At 69.2% G+C, this 20,855-nt stretch carries 22 protein-coding genes; 18 read left to right on the top strand and 4 right to left on the bottom strand.

The features are described from left to right. Nucleotides 1-32: 32 nt before the first annotated feature. Nucleotides 33-899, top strand: a complete 867-nt coding sequence (locus tag HJ588_RS01765; RefSeq protein ID WP_171151381.1) for a hypothetical protein — start codon at nucleotides 33-35, stop codon at nucleotides 897-899. A 49-nt stretch (nucleotides 900-948) separates the two neighbouring features. On the opposite strand, the gene HJ588_RS01760 is transcribed toward HJ588_RS01765, so the two are convergent. Next, nucleotides 949-1,536, bottom strand: a complete 588-nt coding sequence (locus HJ588_RS01760) for a hypothetical protein (protein WP_171151379.1) — start codon at nucleotides 1,534-1,536, stop codon at nucleotides 949-951. 310 nt (nucleotides 1,537-1,846) lie between these two features. Between HJ588_RS01760 and HJ588_RS01755 the strand changes: the two genes are divergently transcribed. Both HJ588_RS01755 and HJ588_RS01750 read left to right on the top strand, forming a co-directional pair. Continuing rightward, nucleotides 1,847-2,902 (top strand): M36 family metallopeptidase, encoded by a 1,056-nt coding sequence (locus HJ588_RS01755; RefSeq protein ID WP_171151377.1) that lies wholly within the window; start codon nucleotides 1,847-1,849, stop codon nucleotides 2,900-2,902. A 4-nt stretch (nucleotides 2,903-2,906) separates the two neighbouring features. Continuing rightward, nucleotides 2,907-3,341 carry a VOC family protein gene (locus HJ588_RS01750; protein WP_171151375.1) on the top strand — a complete coding sequence of 145 codons (435 nt, stop codon included), beginning with the start codon at nucleotides 2,907-2,909 and terminating at the stop codon, nucleotides 3,339-3,341. A gap of 32 nt (nucleotides 3,342-3,373) precedes the next feature. On the opposite strand, the gene HJ588_RS01745 is transcribed toward HJ588_RS01750, so the two are convergent. Then, nucleotides 3,374-4,099: a Type 1 glutamine amidotransferase-like domain-containing protein gene (locus HJ588_RS01745; RefSeq protein ID WP_171151372.1), complete on the bottom strand. Its 726-nt coding sequence runs from the start codon at nucleotides 4,097-4,099 to the stop codon at nucleotides 3,374-3,376. A gap of 103 nt (nucleotides 4,100-4,202) precedes the next feature. Between HJ588_RS01745 and HJ588_RS01740 the strand changes: the two genes are divergently transcribed. Both HJ588_RS01740 and HJ588_RS01735 read left to right on the top strand, forming a co-directional pair. Next, complete coding sequence (locus HJ588_RS01740; RefSeq protein WP_171151371.1) at nucleotides 4,203-4,433, top strand: hypothetical protein; 231 nt, start codon at nucleotides 4,203-4,205, stop codon at nucleotides 4,431-4,433. Beyond that, nucleotides 4,408-5,523: a serine hydrolase gene (locus HJ588_RS01735; protein ID WP_171151369.1), complete on the top strand. Its 1,116-nt coding sequence runs from the start codon at nucleotides 4,408-4,410 to the stop codon at nucleotides 5,521-5,523. Before HJ588_RS01740 ends, HJ588_RS01735 begins: the two co-directional genes overlap by 26 nt. On the opposite strand, the gene HJ588_RS01730 is transcribed toward HJ588_RS01735, so the two are convergent. Then, nucleotides 5,504-6,382: an alpha/beta fold hydrolase gene (locus HJ588_RS01730; protein WP_171151367.1), complete on the bottom strand. Its 879-nt coding sequence runs from the start codon at nucleotides 6,380-6,382 to the stop codon at nucleotides 5,504-5,506. The two genes, HJ588_RS01735 and HJ588_RS01730, sit on opposite strands and share 20 nt — an antisense overlap. Before the next feature lie 87 nt (nucleotides 6,383-6,469). On the opposite strand from HJ588_RS01730, the gene HJ588_RS01725 reads away from it, so the two are divergent. Together HJ588_RS01725 and HJ588_RS01720 are read left to right on the top strand one after the other, a co-directional pair. After that, complete coding sequence (locus HJ588_RS01725; RefSeq protein WP_171151365.1) at nucleotides 6,470-7,093, top strand: GntR family transcriptional regulator; 624 nt, start codon at nucleotides 6,470-6,472, stop codon at nucleotides 7,091-7,093. Continuing rightward, entirely contained in the window at nucleotides 7,090-8,475 is a 1,386-nt protein-coding gene (locus tag HJ588_RS01720) for an MFS transporter (RefSeq protein WP_171151364.1), read from the top strand. Before HJ588_RS01725 ends, HJ588_RS01720 begins: the two co-directional genes overlap by 4 nt. Nucleotides 8,476-8,598: 123 nt before the next feature. On the opposite strand, the gene HJ588_RS01715 is transcribed toward HJ588_RS01720, so the two are convergent. Then, nucleotides 8,599-9,129, bottom strand: a complete 531-nt coding sequence (locus HJ588_RS01715; protein WP_171151362.1) for an inorganic diphosphatase — start codon at nucleotides 9,127-9,129, stop codon at nucleotides 8,599-8,601. 122 nt (nucleotides 9,130-9,251) lie between these two features. Between HJ588_RS01715 and dacB the strand changes: the two genes are divergently transcribed. The 11 genes from dacB (at nucleotide 9,252) to HJ588_RS01660 (ending at nucleotide 20,840) form a co-directional block, all read left to right on the top strand. Beyond that, nucleotides 9,252-10,673 (top strand): D-alanyl-D-alanine carboxypeptidase/D-alanyl-D-alanine endopeptidase, encoded by a 1,422-nt coding sequence (gene dacB, locus HJ588_RS01710; RefSeq protein ID WP_171151360.1) that lies wholly within the window; start codon nucleotides 9,252-9,254, stop codon nucleotides 10,671-10,673. Between the two features lie 152 nt (nucleotides 10,674-10,825). After that, a complete protein-coding gene (locus tag HJ588_RS01705; RefSeq protein WP_171151358.1) occupies nucleotides 10,826-11,737 on the top strand; it encodes a hypothetical protein in 912 nt (303 codons plus the stop codon). A gap of 164 nt (nucleotides 11,738-11,901) precedes the next feature. Then, a complete protein-coding gene (locus HJ588_RS01700) occupies nucleotides 11,902-12,945 on the top strand; it encodes a zinc-dependent metalloprotease (RefSeq protein ID WP_171151356.1) in 1,044 nt (347 codons plus the stop codon). A 12-nt stretch (nucleotides 12,946-12,957) separates the two neighbouring features. After that, nucleotides 12,958-13,944 (top strand): tRNA lysidine(34) synthetase TilS, encoded by a 987-nt coding sequence (gene tilS / locus HJ588_RS01695; protein WP_171151354.1) that lies wholly within the window; start codon nucleotides 12,958-12,960, stop codon nucleotides 13,942-13,944. 8 nt (nucleotides 13,945-13,952) lie between these two features. Continuing rightward, nucleotides 13,953-14,504 carry a hypoxanthine phosphoribosyltransferase gene (gene hpt / locus HJ588_RS01690; protein ID WP_171151352.1) on the top strand — a complete coding sequence of 184 codons (552 nt, stop codon included), beginning with the start codon at nucleotides 13,953-13,955 and terminating at the stop codon, nucleotides 14,502-14,504. 150 nt (nucleotides 14,505-14,654) lie between these two features. Then, nucleotides 14,655-15,659 (top strand): esterase/lipase family protein, encoded by a 1,005-nt coding sequence (locus HJ588_RS01685; RefSeq protein ID WP_171151349.1) that lies wholly within the window; start codon nucleotides 14,655-14,657, stop codon nucleotides 15,657-15,659. Nucleotides 15,660-15,931: 272 nt separating this feature from the next. Further along, nucleotides 15,932-17,965, top strand: a complete 2,034-nt coding sequence (ftsH, locus tag HJ588_RS01680; RefSeq protein ID WP_171151347.1) for an ATP-dependent zinc metalloprotease FtsH — start codon at nucleotides 15,932-15,934, stop codon at nucleotides 17,963-17,965. Beyond that, nucleotides 17,943-18,530 carry a GTP cyclohydrolase I FolE gene (gene folE, locus HJ588_RS01675; protein ID WP_171151345.1) on the top strand — a complete coding sequence of 196 codons (588 nt, stop codon included), beginning with the start codon at nucleotides 17,943-17,945 and terminating at the stop codon, nucleotides 18,528-18,530. Before ftsH ends, folE begins: the two co-directional genes overlap by 23 nt. A gap of 2 nt (nucleotides 18,531-18,532) precedes the next feature. Continuing rightward, complete coding sequence (gene folP, locus HJ588_RS01670) at nucleotides 18,533-19,447, top strand: dihydropteroate synthase (protein WP_171155271.1); 915 nt, start codon at nucleotides 18,533-18,535, stop codon at nucleotides 19,445-19,447. After that, nucleotides 19,444-20,352 (top strand): 2-amino-4-hydroxy-6-hydroxymethyldihydropteridine diphosphokinase, encoded by a 909-nt coding sequence (folK, locus tag HJ588_RS01665; RefSeq protein ID WP_171151343.1) that lies wholly within the window; start codon nucleotides 19,444-19,446, stop codon nucleotides 20,350-20,352. The genes folP and folK overlap by 4 nt, the downstream gene beginning before the upstream one ends. Further along, nucleotides 20,349-20,840 carry a DUF3180 family protein gene (locus tag HJ588_RS01660; protein WP_171151341.1) on the top strand — a complete coding sequence of 164 codons (492 nt, stop codon included), beginning with the start codon at nucleotides 20,349-20,351 and terminating at the stop codon, nucleotides 20,838-20,840. The genes folK and HJ588_RS01660 overlap by 4 nt, the downstream gene beginning before the upstream one ends. Nucleotides 20,841-20,855 lie beyond the last annotated feature (15 nt).

Here is a 20,855-nt window from a genome sequence, read left to right as displayed (position 1 = left end):
GGTTGTCAGTGTGCAGGGCCACGATGGCCGCCATGGCTACCAACAAGGTGGGTTGGCTTCGCCGGATGGAGGAAGCCGCGAGAATGCTCAAGGCCGAGGGGTCGTGGTGGCGTGCTCAGGCCGGCGACCCAATCGTGTTGTTCTTTCGGTGCTACGTGGCATGGTTCAAGGTCGCACTCATGCTGTGTGCCAGCATTCTAGGTTTGTCGATTTTGACCGTGCCTTGGGCAATGACGCGCCACCCAGACGCCGCCGTGCTGGTGCCTTTGTTCGGTTCGCTGGCGGGCGCGCTGCTCACGTGCGGCTCGGCGGCGTTGGCAGTAACGTTCCCATTGAGCATGTTCGCGCAGGGAATGACTGGGGTGTCCTGGTCAACCAGCGTGATGAAGGTTGGTCAAGAGACGATCGCGGTGCTCCGTTCCGTCGCCACGACGCTCGGCGCAGTTGCGGCGATCGTTCTCTTAACTGCTCCCGCCGCGATCACTCTCTCCGCGACAAACTCCCAGGCGGCCTCGGCCGATGTCGCCGGCGGGCTGTCAGCCGCAAAAATGCTCGGGGTTTGCCAGGTCGGATTGGGTGTGGCCGCAGTCTCGGTCGTTTCCGTCTATCTTGCCGCTCGGTCGGCGCTGGCGCTCCTGGATCATTGGCCTTCGATCTCGCGTCACGTGATCTCCGTGGTTCTGCCATCGGCGGTTGTGAGCGCGGTCAGTCGGTTCGTCGATCCGCTCACGCGGGCGAGTCTGGAGCTGTGGTATCCGGAGCAAGTGCGGGGCGTCTCGCGGCAGGAGGTAATTCGTCAGACGATGGGTTCGGGAATTCACGTCAACCCGTGGATCTGCTTTGTCCTGTGCATCGCGTGTTTAGGTCTCGCGCTACGGGTCAGGCGCGTGAGCGGCTGATGCTCCTTCAATGGGGCACCGCGGAAGTGCGATCAGGCAGCGTTGTTCGTCACAGCGGACGATCCTCCAGTTGTTCAAGGTAGTCACGGAACATCCAATCGGTCAGTTGTGTCGGGTCGACCTTCTGAAGTGGTCGACCCGGATAGATGTCCTCGGACGTAACCTGTTCCCATTGCTTCACATCGCGACCTCGGTTGAAGTTCATGTCGTTCTGGCCGCTCTGCACAGCAGTGCCCAACACCTTGATCATGAGTGCTTCCATGTCGAATACGACTGCCTCGGCGTCGACTTCTTTGAGTGCTGCACGAAGTCGTAACGCCGCCCATCCGGTGGATCCGACATCGACAACATGGTCGAATGAGAACCACGAGAAGCGGGTCCACGCGGTATGACGGTCAGTCCTCACGCGGTCGTGAGTGAGGAGTCGTTGGCCGATCCCTTGTGTGCCTCGCGCAATTCCGACGTAGTTGGGACCGTAGTCGTTATAGAGGATGTAGAGACCACGGGCACGACGGAAGTCGCACACGCGTACGGTTCCCGTGTTGGCTCCTCGATAGCCGAGTAGTTGCCAGGCTCTGCCCTTGCCCGATGGCCAGCCGACCTGACTTCGATCCCAAAACAGACCGTATGCACTCACGAGGTGGGAACTGGATCTTTCCGCTACCATCTAAGCCTCCTTGTAGTCAGAGCCGCATAAACAGCGGCATGGTCAATCGACCGCAAGTGAGAGGGTATGTGTCGGCGCGCTCCAAGCTCGACGATGATCGACTCGAAATTCGGCTGACACCGAAGTCACTCAGAAGCCAGTCGGGATACGGCTCGGACATCAACGCCCGAACTCCGACACCGGGTACTTTGCGTGAATAAGCCCAGGCGGCACCCGGTCCTGGTTAGCCTCACGAGAGGCGCGCACCCCGGCGCCACCCGTCACACGAGGAGTAGACGCCATGTCCGCACCCGTCACCCGCATCGCCGCGGCCGCCGCCAGCACGCTGGCCCTCTGCGCGGTCGCCCTTCCGGCCCAGGCCGACAAGCCCGGCGCGGGCACGTCCACCGGGCAGGCCCGGATCTTCATGGTCAACTCGGTGCAGTCCACGGGCGACCAGTCGCTGACCGACCAGAAGGACTCCGACGCGGCGGTGCCGGCCTCGGCATACACGGTCGAGCAGCTGCGCAACCTCGACGGCTCGGGATATCTGCGCGGCAAGTGGGTCAGTGTCGAATCCGCAACGGGCACACCGGCATTCAGCAAGACCAACACCTTCATGTTCACCCGCAGCCAGGACCAGTTCGAGCAGGTGATGGCCTACTTCTTCGTCAACCAGGCGCAGGAATACCTGCAGTCGCTCGGCTTCGGCTCGACGCTGCGTCCGGTGCTCAAGCAGCAGTTCCCGGTCAAGGTCGACCAGTATGGCGGCGACAACAGCTACCAGACCGACAAGCCCTACCGGGTGCGTTACGGCAAGGGTGGCGTCGACGACGCAGAGGACGCCGAGGTGATCGTGCACGAGTACGGCCACGCGGTGCACCAGTCGCAGGTCCCCGGGTATGGCGGAAGCGTGCAGGCCGGCTCGATCGGGGAGGCCTGGGGCGACTACTTCGGGGTGACCGTCGGACTCGACGCCGCGAAGCAGTATGGCTGGCCGGTCAAGGCCGACCCGTCGTGCCCGATGGACTGGGATTCCACGTCCTACACCCGTGCCCCGCACTGCATCCGCAGCTTCCACACCGGTCTCACCGTCGCCGACGCGAACGGCGAGGTGCACCACGACGGTCAGATCTGGGGGCAGGCGCTCTGGGAGATCCGCACCGACTACGAGACCCTCGGCCTCGGCAGCCGCGCCTGGGACACCACGCTGGTCGACAGTCAGTTCGACTACGCCCCCGACACCAGCTTCGCCGCTGCCGCGAAGGCCACCTACGACAAGGCGCTCGCCCGCGACGGCGCGGCCGCGGCTGCCGCGGTGAAGGCGCGCTTCAACGCACGCGGGATCGTGTGGTGAGCTGATGGCTCTGGAGTTTCAGGTCACCTTCGATTGCGCGGATCCCGCTGCCCTTGCTGCCTTTTGGGCCGAAGCGACCGGTGGCCAGCTCGAAGCCCCGCCGCCCGGTTTCGAGTCCTGGGAGGCGGCGCTCGAGTCGTGGGCCGTCCCGCCGGAGGAGTGGAACAGCCGCTCAGCGGTCGTCGATCCGGCCGGCAACGGCCCGCGGTTGTTCTTCCAGCGCGTGCCGGAGGCGAAGGCGGCGAAGAACCGGGTGCATCTCGACCTGCGCGCCGCTCCGGGCACCGCAGGTGAGGCTCGTATGACGCAACTCGAGTCGGTCGCGGCCCGGCTCGTCGCGCTCGGCGCGACCCGGGTCCGGCGCCAGGACCCGGGTGCGATGGACGCCGGGCACATCGTCATGCAGGACCCCGAGGGCAACGAGTTCTGTCTCGACTGAGGCCGCGCGGCCGGCCAGGTCGCTCGCAGCGGTCAGAGCAGTCGCGTGTCCAACGGCGTCTCGACCGCCGAATCCCCTTCCCGCACAAGGTGATAACCACGCGCGCCGTCGCGTTCGGCGACGGCTTCGACAAACCGGGTGCCGCGGTAGAGCAGCCCTGCGTCGTCGTCGCTGCAGTAGGACTCCGGCAGCGTGCCGTCGGCGACCAGTCGCTGCATGAGCGGCCGGCGCCGGTCCTCGGCGTCGTAGTGGACGCCGTTGCCGTAGGGCAGCAACGCCAGACCGTTGGTCACCGGCCGCAGCTCCGGTCCGAAGGAGTCGGTGGTGCCACCGACGTGCCAGCAGATCGACCCCGCACTCACCCCGGTGAGCACGACGCCGGCCTCCCATGCCGCGCGCATCGCCCGGTCGAGCGCGTGCACCCGCCATACGGCCAGCAGGTTGGCGACCGAGCCGCCCATCACCCACACCACGTCCTGGGCCAGCAGGTGCTCGGCAGGATCCGCGACGTTGGGCTGGGGGAAGAGCTGCAGATGCGAATGCTCATAACCCGCAACGCGGGCCGCTTCAGCCAACGCGTGCAGCACGTGCGGGTTGTCGCCCAGAGCGGTCGCGACCGTGCAGAGTCGCGGCGCGCGGCCGGTCACCCCCGCGAGTTCGACCGCGTAATGCGTCAGCGCACTGAACTCGAAGAAGGTCCGCTCTCCGGGCCGCAGGCCACCGGACGTGGCGAGGATGGTGGGTTCGTCGGCAGGCACGTCCGGCAGGCTATCGAGCCGCGGGAGCGTCTGCGCGGCTGCACTCGGTCGCTCGACGGAGGCGGCCGGCGCCGGATCGAGCCGGTCGGGGCACAATGGAGACGTGTTGACCGCTGCAGCTGCCTTGCCCGCCAAGCTCGACCAGAACAACGGGCACCCCATCGGCATGGGCGTGGCCTTCTTCGGCATCTGTGCGTTCATGGTCATCCTCTTCCTCCTGATCGTCTGGGTCGGCAAGCTGCGCGACAAGCGCCGCGGCCCGCGCGAGGCGCCGCAACTGCCGCTGCTGGTCAAGGACGACGAACGGCGTGAGCGTCGCCGGTCCGGTCAGTAGCGCGATCGCGGCCGTCGAGGCGGCCCGTCATACGCCGGTCGTGCCCGGGGCACCCTTGCTGCCCGGCGTCGTCGGCGTGATGTGGGCCGACGGGCGGGTGATCGCCGAGCACGTCGCCGGCTCCGCCGTGCTGTATGACGCGGCCGGCGCACTCCTGCCCGAGCCCGCACGATCAGCGACCCGCGCCGACACCGTCTTCGACGTCGCGTCGCTGACCAAACTCTGCACCGCCACGCTCGCCCTGCAGCAGGCCGAAGCCGGGCTGCTCGATCTCGATGCCCCGGTCGCCGACTACCTGCCGGTCTTCGCAGCGGGTGGCAAGCAGGACATCACGGTCGCCCAACTGCTCACGCACACCAGTGGATTGGAGTCGTGGCTCCCGCTGTGGCGCGACTGGCCGACGCCGCGGGAGCGCATCCACGCAGCGCTCACCCGGCCGCAGGCGTCACCGGCCGGACGGTTCGTCTACAGCGACCTCAATCTGATCACCCTCGGCGTGCTGCTCGAAAACCGTTGCGCCACACCGCTGGACGTGCTGCTCCGCGACCACGTCACCACACCGCTGGGGATGTCCGACACCGGCTATGTCACCCAGCTGGGTCACCTCGACCCGGAGCGCTTCGCCGCCACCGAGATCGAGGACGACGCCGGTCGCGGCCTGGTCCGCGGCGAGGTGCACGACGAGAACTCCTGGTCGCTGGGCGGTGTCGCCGGGCATGCCGGAGTCTTCTCGACCGCGGCCGACCTCCTGCAGTTTGCGCGCGTCTTCCTCGGCGGCGGCGAGGTCGACGGGACACGAATCCTGAGCGAGGAGAGCGTCGTTCGCATGACGACCAACCTCAACGGCGATCTGCCGGACGACGCGCACGGACTCGGTTTCGAGATCGACCAGCCGCGCTACATGGGAGAGCTCAGCGGGCCGCGCACGATCGGGCACACCGGCTTCACCGGCGTCTCGTTGGTCGTCGACCTCGACCGCAGCGCGGTCGCGATCCTGCTGTCCAACGCCGTGCACCCGCGTCGCGGCACCGCTCCCACCAATGCCGTCCGCGCGGCGTGGGCGACCGGACTCAGCCGCGCACTCGCCTGAGCAGCGCCTCCGCCACCTCGTCGGCGTTGGCCTCGGGCAGCCAGTGCCCGGCACCGGGGATCTCCACGAATTCGTAGTCGCCAGCGATGAATTCACCGGTCTTCTCGGCCGCTGCGCGGCCGAGGGCGAAGTCGCGGCTACCCCAGATGTAAGTGGTCGGCACCTGCACCTTCCGGCTCGGCCTCGGCGCGCCGTCCGAGGATGGGGGGGACGCGGACTTGCCGCGGCCGCGCATCGCCTTCAGCATCGCGCCGCTCGCCGGCATCGAGCGATACCAGCCGAGCGGGCCGGTCAGCGACTGCGGGGTGCGGAAGCGCTCGGCATACTTGGCGGCGTCCTCCGCGGGCATGCCCGTCTTGGTGTAGAGGCCCGGAATCTGCCGCAGCACAGCGCGTTCGGGCATGAAGGGCAGCTGGAAGAAGACCATGTAGCCGCTCTTGCGCCACTGGTCGCTGTGCGCGAATGCCCAGGCCATCGCCGCCGGATGCGGCGTCGAGAGCACGGTCACCGTGCGCACCCGATCGGCGTGCCGCCCGGCGAGCTGCCAGGCGACCGCCCCACCCCAGTCGTGCCCGACGATGTGCGCCTGCTCCACGCCGGCCGCGTCGAGCAGCGCCACGACGTCCTTGCCCAGCTCGTGCAGCCCGTAGGACGTGCGCCCCTTCGGCGTCGCGCCGGGGGAGTAGCCGCGCTGATCCGGGGCGAGCACCCGGTAGCCGGCCTCGACCAGCTTCGGGGTCAGCTTGTCCCAGGCCTGCCGGTCCTCGGGGAAGCCGTGCAGCAGCACGACGACCTCGCCGTCTGCGGGTCCGGAGTCGGTGACGTCGAAGGTCAGCCCATCGCGAGTGTAGGTCTGCATGACTACGAACGTAGTCCGCCCGGGTGGTCGACGTCACGCGATCGCTGCCTGCGACATGTCCGCTGTTGCATCTATGATGGATGCAACATGAGTGCAAGTGATCGAGCCTACGAACACGTCAAGGACGGCATCCTGACCGGCCGGCTCGCGCCCAGCAGCTTCCTCACCGAAGGGCAGGTCGCGGCCGAGGTCGGCATCTCGCGCACCCCTGTGCGGGAGGCGCTGCTGCGGCTGCAGACCGAGGGGATGGTCGAGCTCTACCCCAAGAAGGGCGCGCTGGTGGTGCCGGCGACCCCGCAGGAGGGCCGGGAGGTCTTCGAGGCGCGCGCCCTCATCGAGGAGTGGGCGGCGTCCCAGGCCTGGCCCCGCCGCGCCGACGCCGTCCCACGACTGCGCGCCCGCCTCGCCGACATGGCGGCCGCGATGAAGACCGGCGATGCCGACGCCTTCAGCGCCGCCGACCGGGCCTTCCACGAGGTCATCGTCGAGGCGGCCGGCAACTCGGTCATCGCCCGGCAGTATCGCCACCTGCGCGACCGCCAGATCGTGATCGTGGCCGGCAACCTGCGCGGCGACGCCGAGCGGATGACTGCGTCATACGCCCAGCACCGCGACCTGCTCGACCTGCTCGACGCCGGCACCAAGGCCGCCTTCGTGCGGGCCTGCCGCGACCACGTCAGCTACGTCGGCACCATGGCGGTGAGCCGATGACCCCGCCCACCAAGGAAGGCAGCCACTCGCTGCCATCAGTCGTCGAATCCCCCTCTGCCGACTGGCCACTCGGCGGCAAGCGCGCCTGGGCGGTGTGGCTCTCCGCGCTGTCGATCTACATCCTCGCGATCTTCCACCGCACCTCGCTCGGCGTCGCCGGCGTCATCGCCGCCGACCGCTTCCACATCAGCTCCGCGCAACTGGCGACCTTCGTCATGGTGCAACTGCTGGTGTATGCCGTCATGCAGGTCCCGGTCGGCGCACTCCTCGACAAGTACGGCTCCAAGGTGCTGCTGGTCGCCGGCGTGACGACGATGTCGATCGCGCAGTTCGGCTTCGCCTTCGCCGACAGCTTCGCGCTCGGTGTGCTCGCCCGCGTCTTCGTCGGCATGGGAGACGCGATGGTGTTCGTGTCGCTGCTGCGGCTGGTGGCGCTGTGGTTCCCGCCCGCGCGGACGCCGCTGATGACCCAGCTGTGCGGCGTCTTCGGGCAACTCGGCGCCATTCTCGCCGCCGGCCCGCTCGCCGTCGCGCTGCACGACCTCGGATGGACGCAGTCCTACCTGATCGCGTCGCTGACGGGTGTGGTGCTCGGCGTGATTCTCGTGCTGGTTGTGCGTGATTCGCCATACCGCAGCAAGCAGCGCACCGACGTGAAGCTGCGCGCCGTCGGGCGAGCGGTGAGCGTCGCGTGGAAGGAGCCGGGCACCCGCCTCGGCCTGTGGTGCCACTTCACGTCACAGTTCAGCGCGACCGTCTTCTCGCTGATGTGGGGCTTCCCCTTCCTCACCAAGGGGGAGGGGCTGTCCACCGGCACGGCGAGCCTGCTGCTGGAGATCATGGTGGTCGCGACGATCGCGGCGAGCCCGGTCTTCGGGGTCTTCACCGCGCGCTACCCCTACTCGCGCTCCACCCTGGTGCTGATCACCGTCGGCGCGATCATCGCCGCCTGGACGATCGTGCTGCTCTGGCCCGGGCGGGCGCCGCTCTGGATGCTGATCATCCTCGTCGTCATCACCGCCGTCGGCGGCCCCGGCTCGATGATCGGCTTCGACCTGGCCCGCACCTTCAACCCCGAGCACCGGCTCGGGTCGGCGTCGGGCATCGTCAATGTCGGCGGTTTCAGCGCGACCCTCATCTCGGTGCTGCTGATCGGTGTCGTGCTCGACCACCAGGTGCCCGGCGGTCCGAACGACTACAACCTGTCGGCCTTCCGGGTCGCGATGTGCGTGCAGTACTTCGTCTGGGCGCTCGGCATCGTGCAGATCGTGCGGCTGCGTCGCGAGACCCGCCGCCTGGTGCGCGCCGACGACGACTACGCCCACCTGCGCACCGGCCTGCCGATCGGCCGCCACTCCCCGTCCCGCCGAAAGGCCCACTAATCGCCGAGAGGCCCACTTGTCAGGCCCGCAATTGGGCCTGACACGTGGGCCTCTGGACGGTAAGTGGTCCTCTCGACGGGAGGGCCGGTGTCAGTCAGTGGCAGTGTCAGTGTCAGTGGCAGGTCAGTGCTGCTGCTGCTGCGGCATCGCCCAGCGCGCGGTGTCCACGCCCTGGTCCTTCGCGCGCTGCAGCGCCTCACCGACGATGCGCTCGGCCTCGGCGCGAGTCTCCCAGCGCGCGCCGGGCTCGACACCCTTGCCCGGCTCGAGCGCCTTGTAGTTCTCGAAGAAGTGGGCGATCTCGTCGAGCACGAACGAGTTGACGTCACCGGTGTCCTGCAGGGCGTCGGTGCGCGGGTCGCCCGCGACCACGCAGAGGATCTTGTCGTCGCCGCCGGCCTCGTCGACCATCCGGAAGACGCCGATCGGACGCGCCTCGACGACCGTGCCCGGCACGACCGACTCGGTGATCAACAGCATCGCGTCGAGCGGGTCGCCGTCCTCGCCGAGGGTGTGCTCGATGTAGCCGTAGTCGGTCGGGTACTGCATCGACGTGAACAGCCGGCGGTCCAGGCGCAGGCGGCCGGTCTCGTGGTCGATCTCGTACTTGTTGCGGCTGCCCTGCGGCACCTCGATGGTGACGTCGAACTCCATTGCGGCTGTCCCTTCGCGGAAATGTTTGGCTGCAGGTTAGTGTGGCGCACGGTGCGCGGGAGCGCCGTGCGAGGGGTCCGGGTGGTCCGAGGGATCCCGGACGTTCACATCGAGGGCGACACATGGGCAAACGTATGGCGATCGGCGTCACCGCCGGCGCGCTCGTCCTCGCCCTCGGCTACGAGACGCTCGACGTGTTCGACGTCGTGCCCGGTCCGCTCACCCGCGACAGCGCCGCCCGCGAGGCCGTGCCGGAGCCCGGGAAGACCGCCGTCGGTCCGTCCGTCGCACCGCCGGCGGCACCCGCCTCACCCGCAGCCCTGCCCGCGCTCGCCGGACCGCAACCCGACCCGGCCAAGGTGAAGGCGAAAATCGCTGCGGCACTGAAGGATCCGGACCTGTCGACCAAGGTCGCCATCGACGTGCGCGACGGTATGACGGGGGCCGTCCTCGCCGAGCAGTCCCAGAACGACGCGACCACACCCGCATCGACCACCAAGCTGCTCACCGCCTGGGCCGTCGCGAACACGATGGACCTCGACAAGCCGCTCACCACGAAGGTGGTCAGTGGTGCGTCCCCGGACGCGGTCACTCTCGTCGCCGGTGGCGACACCGCCCTCAACCCCGGCAAGGGCGACCCCAACGCGGTCAGCGGCCACGCCGGGCTGGCCGACCTCGCCGCGCAGGTCGCGGGCGCCCTGAAGAGGGCCGGCCGGACCTCGGTGACCGTCGATGTCGACACCTCCTACGCGCCAGGCCCGCTGACCGCCGCGCGTTGGGACCCGGGCGTGGTCGCCGCCGGTTACACCGCCCGCATCGCGCAACTCGGGCTGTCGACCGAGCGGGCCACCGACCCGGCGACCCCGACGCCCACCGACCCGGTCGGCAGCACCCAGCAGACATTCGTCAAAGCCCTTGCGGCACAAGGGATCACGGCCAAGAAGGGCGCGAGCAAGGCTGCCCCGAAGGACGCCCAGGAGCTCGGTCGGGTCGAGTCGGCGCCGCTGGTCGACGTGCTCGGCGACGCGCTGCAGGCGAGCGACAACGCGATGATCGAGTCGCTCGCGCGCCAGGCGGCCTTCGGCAAGGGCATCGGCGGCTCGACCGCGGAGGTCACGAAGTTTGTCGAAAACACGCTCAAACAGGGCGGATTCAACCTGGCCGGGGTGAAACTCGCTGACACGTCCGGCCTTTCGGACGGCACGACCATCCCACCGCGCGTGCTCGCCGACGTTCTCCTGTCCGGCACCACCGGCAAGAACAAGCCGTATGCCGAGACGGTCAGCCGCCTCGGCGTCGGTGGGCTCAACGGCACCCTGCACAACCGCTTCGAGGCCAAGACCAACTCCTCGGCCGCGGGGCTGGTGCGCGCCAAGACCGGCTCCCTGCTCGGCGTCGCGTCCCTCGCCGGCACGGTGGTGACCAAGGACAACCGGTTGCTGGTCTTCGCTGTGATCAGCAACGGCCCGCAGGCCTCGCCATACGTCACGCGCGACGCGATCGACAACATCGTGGCCGACCTCGCGAGCTGCGGCTGCAACTGACCCGAGAGGTCACTTTCGTCGGGGCTACTCCGCCATACCCGCCCGACATTGACCTCTCGGGTCGAGTTCTCGCCACCGGTGCCTCGGCAGCCAGCTGCGCCCCCTGTGGATAACTACGGTGGCCCGTCGGCGACGGCTGGCACGCTCGACCGATGAAGCGAAGCGTCGGCCGGGTCAACGGTCCGGTGAGTCGAGCGACGGCGAATTCGCTGGGTATCGACGACAATCAGCTGCGCCGCCAGCACCTCCGGCTGCTGCGCGGTCACTGGAAAGTGGACACCACGCGGCTGCGGCTGGAGGAGTTCTGGCAGGCCGGTCTCAACTGCGGGCCGGATGACGCATTTCTCAGTCACCACACGGCGGCCGCGTTGCACGGTGGTGTCGTGCCCGCCACGGGCGAGGTTGAGGTCGGCACCCTGACCGGGCGCCGGGTGCGGGTGCGGGGGCTGGTCGTCCATCGCTACACCCGCGCGCCCGAAATCGTCACCGTGCGCGGTATGCCGGTGACCTCGAAGGAGCAGACCTTCCTCGACCTGGCAGCTCGCCTGAGCCTGGTCGACCTCGTCGTGCTGGGCGATTCGTTCGCCCGGAGCGACGTCGGGTTCCCGGAGAGATTGCCGACCGCCACCGGCGACGCGCGGGGTCGCGGGGCGGTCAATGCACGCCGCGCCGCGAAGCTGGTGCGGGCTCGGGTCGAGTCCCCGCAGGAGAGTCGTCTGCGGCTGCTCGTCGTTCTCGCCGGACTGCCCGAGCCGACCGTTCAGGTCGAGTTGCTCGATGCCGAGGGGTTCGTGGTCTACCGCCTCGACCTGGCCTACGGAGGGTTCCGGTTGGCGATCGAGTACGACGGCCGCGCCCATGTCGAACGGCAGGGACAGTGGGAGAAGGACCTCCTGCGGCGCGAATCGGTCGAAGGTGGTGGCTGGCGCTTCGTGGTCGCGGTCTCGGCGGACATCTACCGGCGGCCCGAGCAGTTCCTGGACCGGCTGGTGGCCGCGATGCGCTCAGTCGGGATGCGGCCGCCCCGGCTGGATCCGCAGTGGCGGCTGCATTTCCCCTGCTGAGGTGCGACCGAACGGTCACTTGTGGGCACCACAAGGTGCGACCGTCCCGCGGAAGTGACCTTTCGGGTCGTCAACTCGGCGAGCAGGCTGCGGCGACCAGGCCCGGCGCGCGCTCGGTATGACGGCCGCGCCGGCGCGCGGCGTCACGTCATACCCTCGTGGACATGGCGCAGACGTATGTCGACTGGGCGCTGGCGAAGCGCACCGCCCGCAGGTTCGTCGCGGACGGTCCGAGCACGACACCGGGTGAGGCGGCCGCCGCGGTCGAGGACCTGCGGGGCGCGGCGATGCGCGCGCACGGGCCGGTCGCCGAGACCGCGCGGATGGACGCGAGCACCGGCGCGGAGTCGCCCGTGCACATCGTCGACCGGACCGTCTGGATCGACGTCAACGTCGACTCGATGGACGCGCTGCTGGCGCCGGTCATCGACGTGCTCACCGCCAAGAAGAAGGCCGGCCCGCGCACCCGCGCCGTCGGCGCGAAGGTCGGCGGCGCCGAGACCGGTGCGCTGATGGGTTTCGTGGCGAGCAAAGTGCTCGGGCAGTTCGACCTCGCGCCCGAGGGACAGCCGAGCCTGCTGCTCGTCGCGCCCAACATCGTCGCCGCCGAGCGCGAACTCCACGTCGACCCGACCGACTTCCGGCTCTGGGTGTGCCTGCACGAGGAGACCCACCGGGTGCAGTTCACCGCGGTGCCGTGGCTGCGCGAGCACCTGATCGGGCGGGTGCGCACGCTGATCACCGACCTCGTGCCCGACCCCGAAGCGCTCCAGCAGCGGCTGCAGTCGGTCGCCAAGGCGCTGCCCGGTGCGCTGCGCGACGGCGGGGGCGGCCTCACCGACCTCGTCGTCAACCCTGCGCAACGCGCCGAGTTGGCCGACATCACCGCGATCATGTCGCTGCTCGAAGGCCATGCCGACGTGGTGATGGACGACGTCGGCCCGCAGGTCGTGCCGTCCGTCGACCAGATCCGCGCCAAGTTCGACGAGCGCCGCAAGGGCGCCGGCAGCGTCGACCGCATGCTGCGCCGGCTGCTCGGCCTCGAGGCCAAGATGCGGCAATACCGCGACGGCGCCGCGTTCTGCCGGGCCGTGCAGGAGAAGGTCGGCGTCGACGGCTTCAACGCGGTGTGGACGTCACCGCAGACGCTGCCGACCGCCGCCGAGATCGAGACGCCGGCCGCCTGGGTCGAGCGCGTCCACGGTTAGGGGATCGGCGCTATGGCGGGCCCGCACCCGGCCGTCGCGGCCACCCGCCTGGCCGTGCGGCGCGCGCTGCGTGCCCCGATCGGACCCGGTGACACCGTGCTCGTCGCCTGCTCCGGCGGCGCCGACTCCCTGGCGCTCGCGGCCGCGCTGGCCTTCGAGGCGCCGAAACTGGGGCTGACCGCCGAGGCGGTCGTGGTCGACCACGGGCTGCAGGACGGGTCGGACGCCGTCGCCGCCCGCGCCGCCGAACAGTGCCACGCCCTTGGGCTCGCGGCGCGCGTCATACCGGTGCACGTGCCGGCCGGCGCCGACGGCCCCGAGGCCGCCGCCCGCGAGGTCCGCTACACGGCGCTCGCCGACGCCGCCGGTGAGGCGGCCGCTGCCGGCGTGCTCCTCGGCCACACCCGGGACGACCAGGCCGAGACCGTGCTGCTCGGCCTCGCCCGCGGCTCCGGCCCCCGCGCCATCTCCGGTATGCCGCAGGTCGCGCACTCCCGCGGCGTCCGGTGGATGCGGCCGCTGCTCGACGTCGCCCGCGCCGAGACGGCCGCGGCGTGTGCCGCACTCGGCATCGAGCCGTGGCAGGACCCGCACAACAGCGACCCGCGTTATCTGCGGGTGCGCACCCGGCAGGCGCTGGTCGACCTGGAGCGGCAGATCGGGCCCGGGGTCGTCGCCGGCCTCGCCCGCAGCGCCGCACTCGTCCGCCGCGACCTCGACACGCTCGACGAGCAGGCCGACGCCATCGCCGCCCGTCTCGGCGAAACCCCTTGGCCCGTCGACGAATTGAGCACCCTCAGCCCCGCCCTCCGCACTCGCGTATGGCGCAGCCTGCTCACCACCGGAGGCTGCCCGAGCGCCGCCCTCGGCAAGGTGCACCTCGACGGCGTCGACGCCCTCGTCGGGCAATGGCGCGGGCAGGGCCCGATCCACGTGCCGGGCGCGCTGCAGGTGCGTCGGGCCGACGGGCTGATCCACCTCGAACCACGGGCGTGTTGAATAGCCCCATGGACTCCAGCCATATGGGAGACGACCTCGACCACGTGCTCTTCACCGAGGAGCAGATCCACGCCCGCCTCGACGAACTCGCCGCCGACATCTGGCGCGACTACCAGGACAAGGACGTGCTGCTCGTCGGCGTGCTCAAGGGCGCGATCCTGGTGATGGCCGACCTGATGCGGGCCTTGCCCGGCTCGGTGCCGATGGACTGGATGGCGGTCTCGTCATACGGCTCGGGCACCAAGAGCTCCGGCGTCGTGCGCATCCTGAAGGACCTCGACACCGACATCTCCGGCCGCCACGTGCTGATCGTCGAGGACATCATCGACTCCGGGCTGACCCTCAACTGGATCACCAGCAACCTGCGCTCCCGGGAGCCCGCGTCGGTCGAGATCTGCACGCTGCTGCGCAAGCCCGACGCCGCCAAGGTCGAGATCGACTGCAAGTACGTCGGCTTCGACATCCCCAACGAATTCGTCGTCGGCTACGGGCTGGACTACGACGAGAAGTTCCGCAACCTGCGCGACATCGGAACGCTCGCCCCGCACGTGTACTCGTAGCCTCCTTCGTCGGCGACGAGTACGCCTGTCCTCTTGGCGTCGACTCCTCCTCCGGCCGCGCTCGCAGGCTCTTCTTGACAGTCTTCTTACCCAGCAGGAACTTACTTCTCGGTAAAATGTGACCCCCGTCACCTAATCCGAGGAGTAGAGATGACCCGCAAGACGTTTCGTATGACGATCGCCGCGGCCGCCGCGACCTCATGCCTGGTCGCGATCGGGATGCCCGCCGAGGCGGCGACCGATCCGACGCCCCGCCCGATCCGGATCTCGCCGCCCACCGAGGACAACTCGTTCCCGCGGGCCTTCGGGGTGTCGACGCTGACGCCGACGCGCAACCCGATCGGCGCCAACGACTGGAGCTGCAAGCCGTCCGCCGCCCACCCGAACCCGGTGGTGCTGGTCCACGGCACCTGGGAGAACGCCTACAACAACTGGAACGGTCTGGCACCGATCCTCAAAGACCAGGGCTACTGCGTCTACGCGCTCAACTACGGCAATTCCACCGGCGTCCCCTTCCTCAACGGCACAGGCGACATGATCAAGTCGGCCAACGAGATCACCCCGTTCGTCGACAAGGTGCGGTCGCAGACCGGTGCCGCCAAGGTCGACCTGATCGGGCACTCGCAGGGCGGTGCACTGATCCGTTACTACGCCAACAAGCTCGCGACCCCCGGCACGGTCGACAACGTGATCGGGCTTGCGCCGTCCAACCACCCGACCACGCTGTCCGGCATCACCGAACTTGCCAAGACGCTCAACCTGTTCGGCGCCGGTATGACGGTGCTGAATGCGATCCGGATGCCCGCGGCCGCCCAGCAGGCCGACCAGAGCCCGAACCCGCAGGCGCCGTTCTACCAGCAGGTCAATGGCGGCAGTGAGACCGTCGCGGGCATCAACTACACGGTCATCGCGACCAAGAACGACGAGGTCGTCACGCCATACGAGCGGGCGTTCATCAAGCCGGGCCCCGACTCCAGCGTCGACAACATCACCATTCAGAACGTCTGCGCAGTCGACCAGTCCGAGCACCTGAGCCTGCCCTACTCCAAGAACGTCGCCCAGATCGTGCTCAACAAGCTCGATCCGGCCGACCAGCACGCGATTCGGTGCTACCCGCAGTCGCCGATCTTCGGCAGCACCGGCCTGATCGGCTGATTCGCTGCGCCCGAGGTATCGCCGAGCCGCGGCTCGACGGCGCGCCGAACGACGCTCGGCGATACCCGGCGCGGACCCGGCGCCGCAATCTTGCGCGAGTCTGTCGCAGCTAAGGGCTGCGGGACGTCATACGGAACATCGGTCACCTGCCATGCGTTGACCAGGCCGGACACCCGAAGATCTCCCCGGTTTCGTCGGTGTACCGTCTATTGGTCTGTTGTCGGGCTCGGCCCAACTCGTAGCAGGAGGATCGGGGCACGCCCCGCACGTACATGAACTTCAAGCGCGTCATCAAGAGCCCCGGCCTGTGGATCGTCCTGGTCGTGTTGCTCGGCTTCCTCTGGTTCGTCTTCGGCAACGTCGGCGGCTACCAGAACATCGACACCTCCCAGGCCGAGCGACTGATCACCTCCAAGCAGGTCGAATCCGCCAAGCTGACCCCCGATGCGATCAACCTGACGCTGAAGGACCCGACCACCATCGGCGACGTCAAGGACGCCACCAAGGTGTCGGCCAACTACGTCAGCCCGCGCGGCGACAGCCTGGTTGAGATGCTGTCGAAGAACCCGCCGCCCGGTGGCTACACCGACGACCCCGACAAGCAGAACGTCTTCCTGTCGATCCTGATCAGCCTGGCGCCGTTCCTGCTGTTCATCCTGATCTTCTGGTTCCTGATGAGCCAGATGCAGGGCGGCGGCTCGCGCGTCATGCAGTTCGGCAAGTCGCGGGCCAAGCTGGCCAGCAAGGACATGCCGAAGGTCACCTTCGCCGACGTCGCCGGCTCGGACGAGGCCGTTGAGGAGCTCCACGAGATCAAGGAGTTCCTGCAGTCGCCGAAGAAGTTCCTCGACGTGGGCGCCAAGATCCCCAAGGGTGTGCTGCTCTACGGCCCGCCCGGCACCGGTAAGACGCTGCTGGCACGCGCGGTCGCCGGCGAGGCCGGGGTGCCGTTCTACTCGATCTCCGGCTCGGACTTCGTGGAGATGTTCGTCGGCGTCGGCGCCAGCCGCGTGCGCGACCTCTTCGAGCAGGCCAAGGCCAACGCGCCCGCCATCATCTTCGTCGACGAGATCGACGCTGTCGGCCGGCACCGCGGTGCGGGCCTCGGCGGCGGCCACGACGAGCGCGAGCAGACCCTCAACCAGCTGCTGGTCGAGATGGACGGCTTCGACGTCAAGACCAACGTCATCCTGATCGCCGCGACCAACCGCCCCGACATCCTCGACCCGGCGCTGCTGCGCCCGGGCCGGTTCGACCGGCAGATCGCGGTCGAGGCGCCCGACATGGGCGGCCGTCACCACATCCTGCAGGTGCACGCCAAGGGCAAGCCGATGGCCAAGGACATCGACCTGCTGCAGGTGGCCCGCCGTACCCCGGGCTTCTCGGGCGCCGACCTCGCCAACGTGCTCAACGAGGCCGCGCTGCTCACCGCCCGCTCCAACGCGCAGATCATCGACAACCGCGCCCTCGACGAGGCGATCGACCGCGTCATGGCCGGTCCGCAGAAGCGCACCCGCGTGATGAGCGCCAAGGAGCGCAAGATCACCGCCTACCACGAGGGTGGTCACGCCCTGGTCGCGGCGGCGCTCAACCACACCGACCCGGTCAGCAAGATCACCATCCTGCCGCGCGGCCGCGCCCTCGGTTACACGATGGTGCTGCCGGTCGACGACAAATACTCCACCACCCGCAACGAGCTGCTCGACCAGCTGGCCTACGCGCTCGGCGGCCGGGTCGCGGAGGAGATCGTCTTCCACGACCCGAGCACCGGTGCGGCCAACGACATCGAGAAGGCCACCGGCCTCGCCCGCAAGATGGTCACCCAGTTCGGTATGTCGGAGCGCGTCGGCGCGATCAAGCTCGGCCAGGGCAACTCCGAGGTCTTCCTCGGCCGCGACATGGGCCACGAGCGCGACTACTCCGAGGAGCTCGCGGGCGTCGTCGACGAGGAGGTCCGCCGACTCATCGAGGCCGCGCACGACGAGGCCTGGCACGCGCTCAACGACAACCGCGACGTGCTCGACAACCTGGTGCTCGAACTCCTCGAGAAGGAGACGCTCGACGTCGAGCAGCTCAAGGAGATCTTCAAGGACGTCCGCAAGCGCCCGCGGCGCAAGATCTGGCTGTCCAGCGACCGCCGCTTCGTCAGCGACCGCCCGCCGGTGCTGACCCCGGCCGAGCAGCGCGCGCAGGCCAACGGCGTCGACCTGGAGAAGGAAGAGGACAAGCAGCAGGCCGAATTGCACCCGCCGGAGGCGGTCATCGAGGTCCCGGACGGCGGGTATGTCGACCCCGCCGACAGTTGATCTCGAGCGAGCAGCAGCCGCAGTCCGCGAGCTGCTGCTCGCCCTCGGTGAGGACCCGGACCGGGAGGGTCTGAAGGACACCCCCGGCCGGGTCGCCCGTGCGTATGCCGAGACCTTCGCCGGCATGTGGCAGACCCCGGAGGAAGCGCTCAGCCGCACCTTCGACGTCGACCACTCCGAGCTGGTCATCGTGCGCGACATCGAGGTCTACTCCACCTGCGAGCACCACCTGGTGCCCTTCCACGGCGTCGCGCACGTCGGCTACATCCCGGCGCCGGACGGCCGGGTCACCGGTCTTTCCAAGATCGCCCGGCTCGTCGAGGTGTTCGCCCGGCGGCCGCAGGTGCAGGAGCGGCTCACCACCCAGATCGCCGACGCCCTCGTGCAGCACCTGCACGCCCAGGGCGTGCTGGTCGTCGTGGAGTGTGAGCACCTGTGCATGTCGATGCGTGGCGTGCGCAAACCCGGTGCACTCACGATCACCTCGGCGGTGCGCGGGCAGCTGACCGACCCGGCCACCCGCGCCGAGGCGATGAGCCTGATCAACGCACAGTCGCGACGGTGACGATGGCTGCGCAGGCTGCGGCACTGCCGGCCCGACCCGCCGAACGCCCCCTCGTGATGGGCGTCGTCAACGTCACGCCCGACTCGTTCTCCGACGGGGGGCGTTGGTACGACTGCGATTCCGCCGTCGCACACGGTCGCGAACTGCTCGCCCAGGGCGCGGACATCCTCGACATCGGCGGCGAATCGACCCGGCCCGGCGCCTCGCGACCGAGTGTCGAGGAGGAGCTGCGGCGCGTCATACCCGTGATCGAGGGGCTGGCCGGCACCGGAGCCTGGATCTCGATCGACACCATGCGCGCCGAGGTCGCCGCGGCGGCAGTCGCGGCCGGAGCACGCATCGTCAACGACGTGAGCGGCGGCCTCGCCGATCCCGGTATGACGGGAGTCGCGGCCGACACCGGCGCCGGCTTCGTGGTCATGCACTGGCGCGGTCACAGCCACGACATGCAGACCAGAGCGGTCTATGCCGACGTCGTCGACGAAGTCCGCCGCGAGCTGTCCGCCCAGGTGCAGGCCGCGCTCGACGCCGGCGTCGCCTCGTCGCAGCTGGTCATCGACCCCGGCCTGGGGTTTGCCAAGACCGCTGACCAGAACTGGCTTTTGCTGCAGCACCTTTCGAGCCTGGAGCAGTTGGGGCTGCCGGTGCTCGTCGGTGCCTCGCGCAAGTCGTTCCTCTCCCGGATCGGCAGCCGCGACCCCGCGGCGGGCCCTTCGACAGGTTCAGGACAGCGCTCAGGAGAAGGCGCAGGGCAAGCACCGCCGGTGCCGGCCGACCAGCGCGACTACGCGACCGCCGCGGTGTCCGTCGTGCTCGCCCAGGCGGACGTGTGGGCGATCCGGGTGCACGAGGTCCGCTCGACCTTCGCGGCGTGCGACGTCGTCGCCAAGCTGCGAGCTGCCGGGGCAGCCGAATGAACACCGCAGGATGCACCGACCGGATCACACTGACCGGCATCGCGGTGACCACCCCGCACGGCGTGCTCGACCACGAAAAGCGCGAGCCGCAGCGGTTTTTCGTCGACGTCGTGATCGAGTGCGACCTGTCCGGGGCGGGCCACAGCGACGACCTCGGCGCCACGATCAGCTACGCCGAGGTCGCGCAGGATGTCGAGCGGATCATGACCCAGCCGCCAGTCGACCTGATCGAGACGCTCGCCGAGCAGGTGGCCGCCTCGGTCCTGCAGCGTCCGGCCGCCGAAGCCGTCGAAGTGACCGTGCACAAGCCGGATGCGCCTGCGGGAGTGCGGTTTTCGGACATCGGCCTCTCCGGTCCGTCGGTGACGATCCGCCGTGAGCAGCACCGCCCGGTCGCCATCGCACTCGGCGCCAACCTGGGCGACCGCGTCGCCACGCTGCGCTCCGCGGTGCGGTCGCTCGACCGCCTGCCCGGGCTGGAGCTGATCGCGGTCAGCCGCCTCTTCGAGACCGACCCGGTGGGCGGCCCGGAGCAACCCGACTACCTCAACGCGGTCGCGGTCGGCAGCACCCGCCTGGCGCCGTGGACGCTGCTGGAGCGGCTGCACGAGATCGAGGCCGGTCGGGGCCGCACTCGTGAGATCCGTTGGGGTGCGCGCACTTTGGACCTCGACCTGCTGCAGGTCGGCGACCCCGCCGCGGGCACCGACCTGCGCTTCGACACCCCGGAGCTCACCCTGCCGCACCCGCGCGCTGCCGCACGCGCCTTCGTGCTCGCCCCCTGGGCCGACGCCGACCCGGCCGCGACGCTGTCGGTCGGGGGAGCGGCCGTGCCGGTGCATGACCTGTTGGACTCGAGCGATCGCTCCGGCATACGGCCGGGGCCGGATTGGAGCCCGTTGTGACCGAGAACGGCGTGAGCTGGCGGCACGCCACCGGTGTCGGTGGCGTCGTGCTGGTGTTGTCCTACGTGGCGCTCAAACTCGGCTCGACCCGCGGCAACACCCTGCCGCACAACTCGTGGTTCGCACTCATCGCGATCGTGCTGCTCACGGTCGCGGTGCTCGCCGGCGGCTGGGAGGTGCGCGCCTATCTGCGCGGCCAGTCCACCCGGCCCCCGTCGCCGCAGAAGGCGCGGCGCGCACTGGTCGCGGCGCAGGCGTGTGTCCTCGCCGGCGCGGCACTGGCCGGCTGGTTCGCGGGCTATGCGCTCGTCGAGGCCGGAAGGCTAGAAGCCTCAAGTGCTTTCAGCGGCATGGTGCAGGCGATCGTGTTGTTCGTAGCGTCGGTCGGCGCGGTTGCGGTGGGTCTCGTCGTGCAGGCCTGGTGCCGGATCCCGGACGACAAGGACGACGACGACAAACCACAGGGTGGCGGGTCCGTGCGCGCCTGAAGCGCCTGCGATTGA

Source organism: Flexivirga aerilata (assembly GCF_013002715.1).
GTDB classification, from domain to species: Bacteria; Actinomycetota; Actinomycetes; order Actinomycetales; family Dermatophilaceae; genus Flexivirga; species Flexivirga aerilata.
Note: the sequence above shows the minus strand (reverse complement) of the source record. Positions and strands in the feature narration are given on the sequence as shown.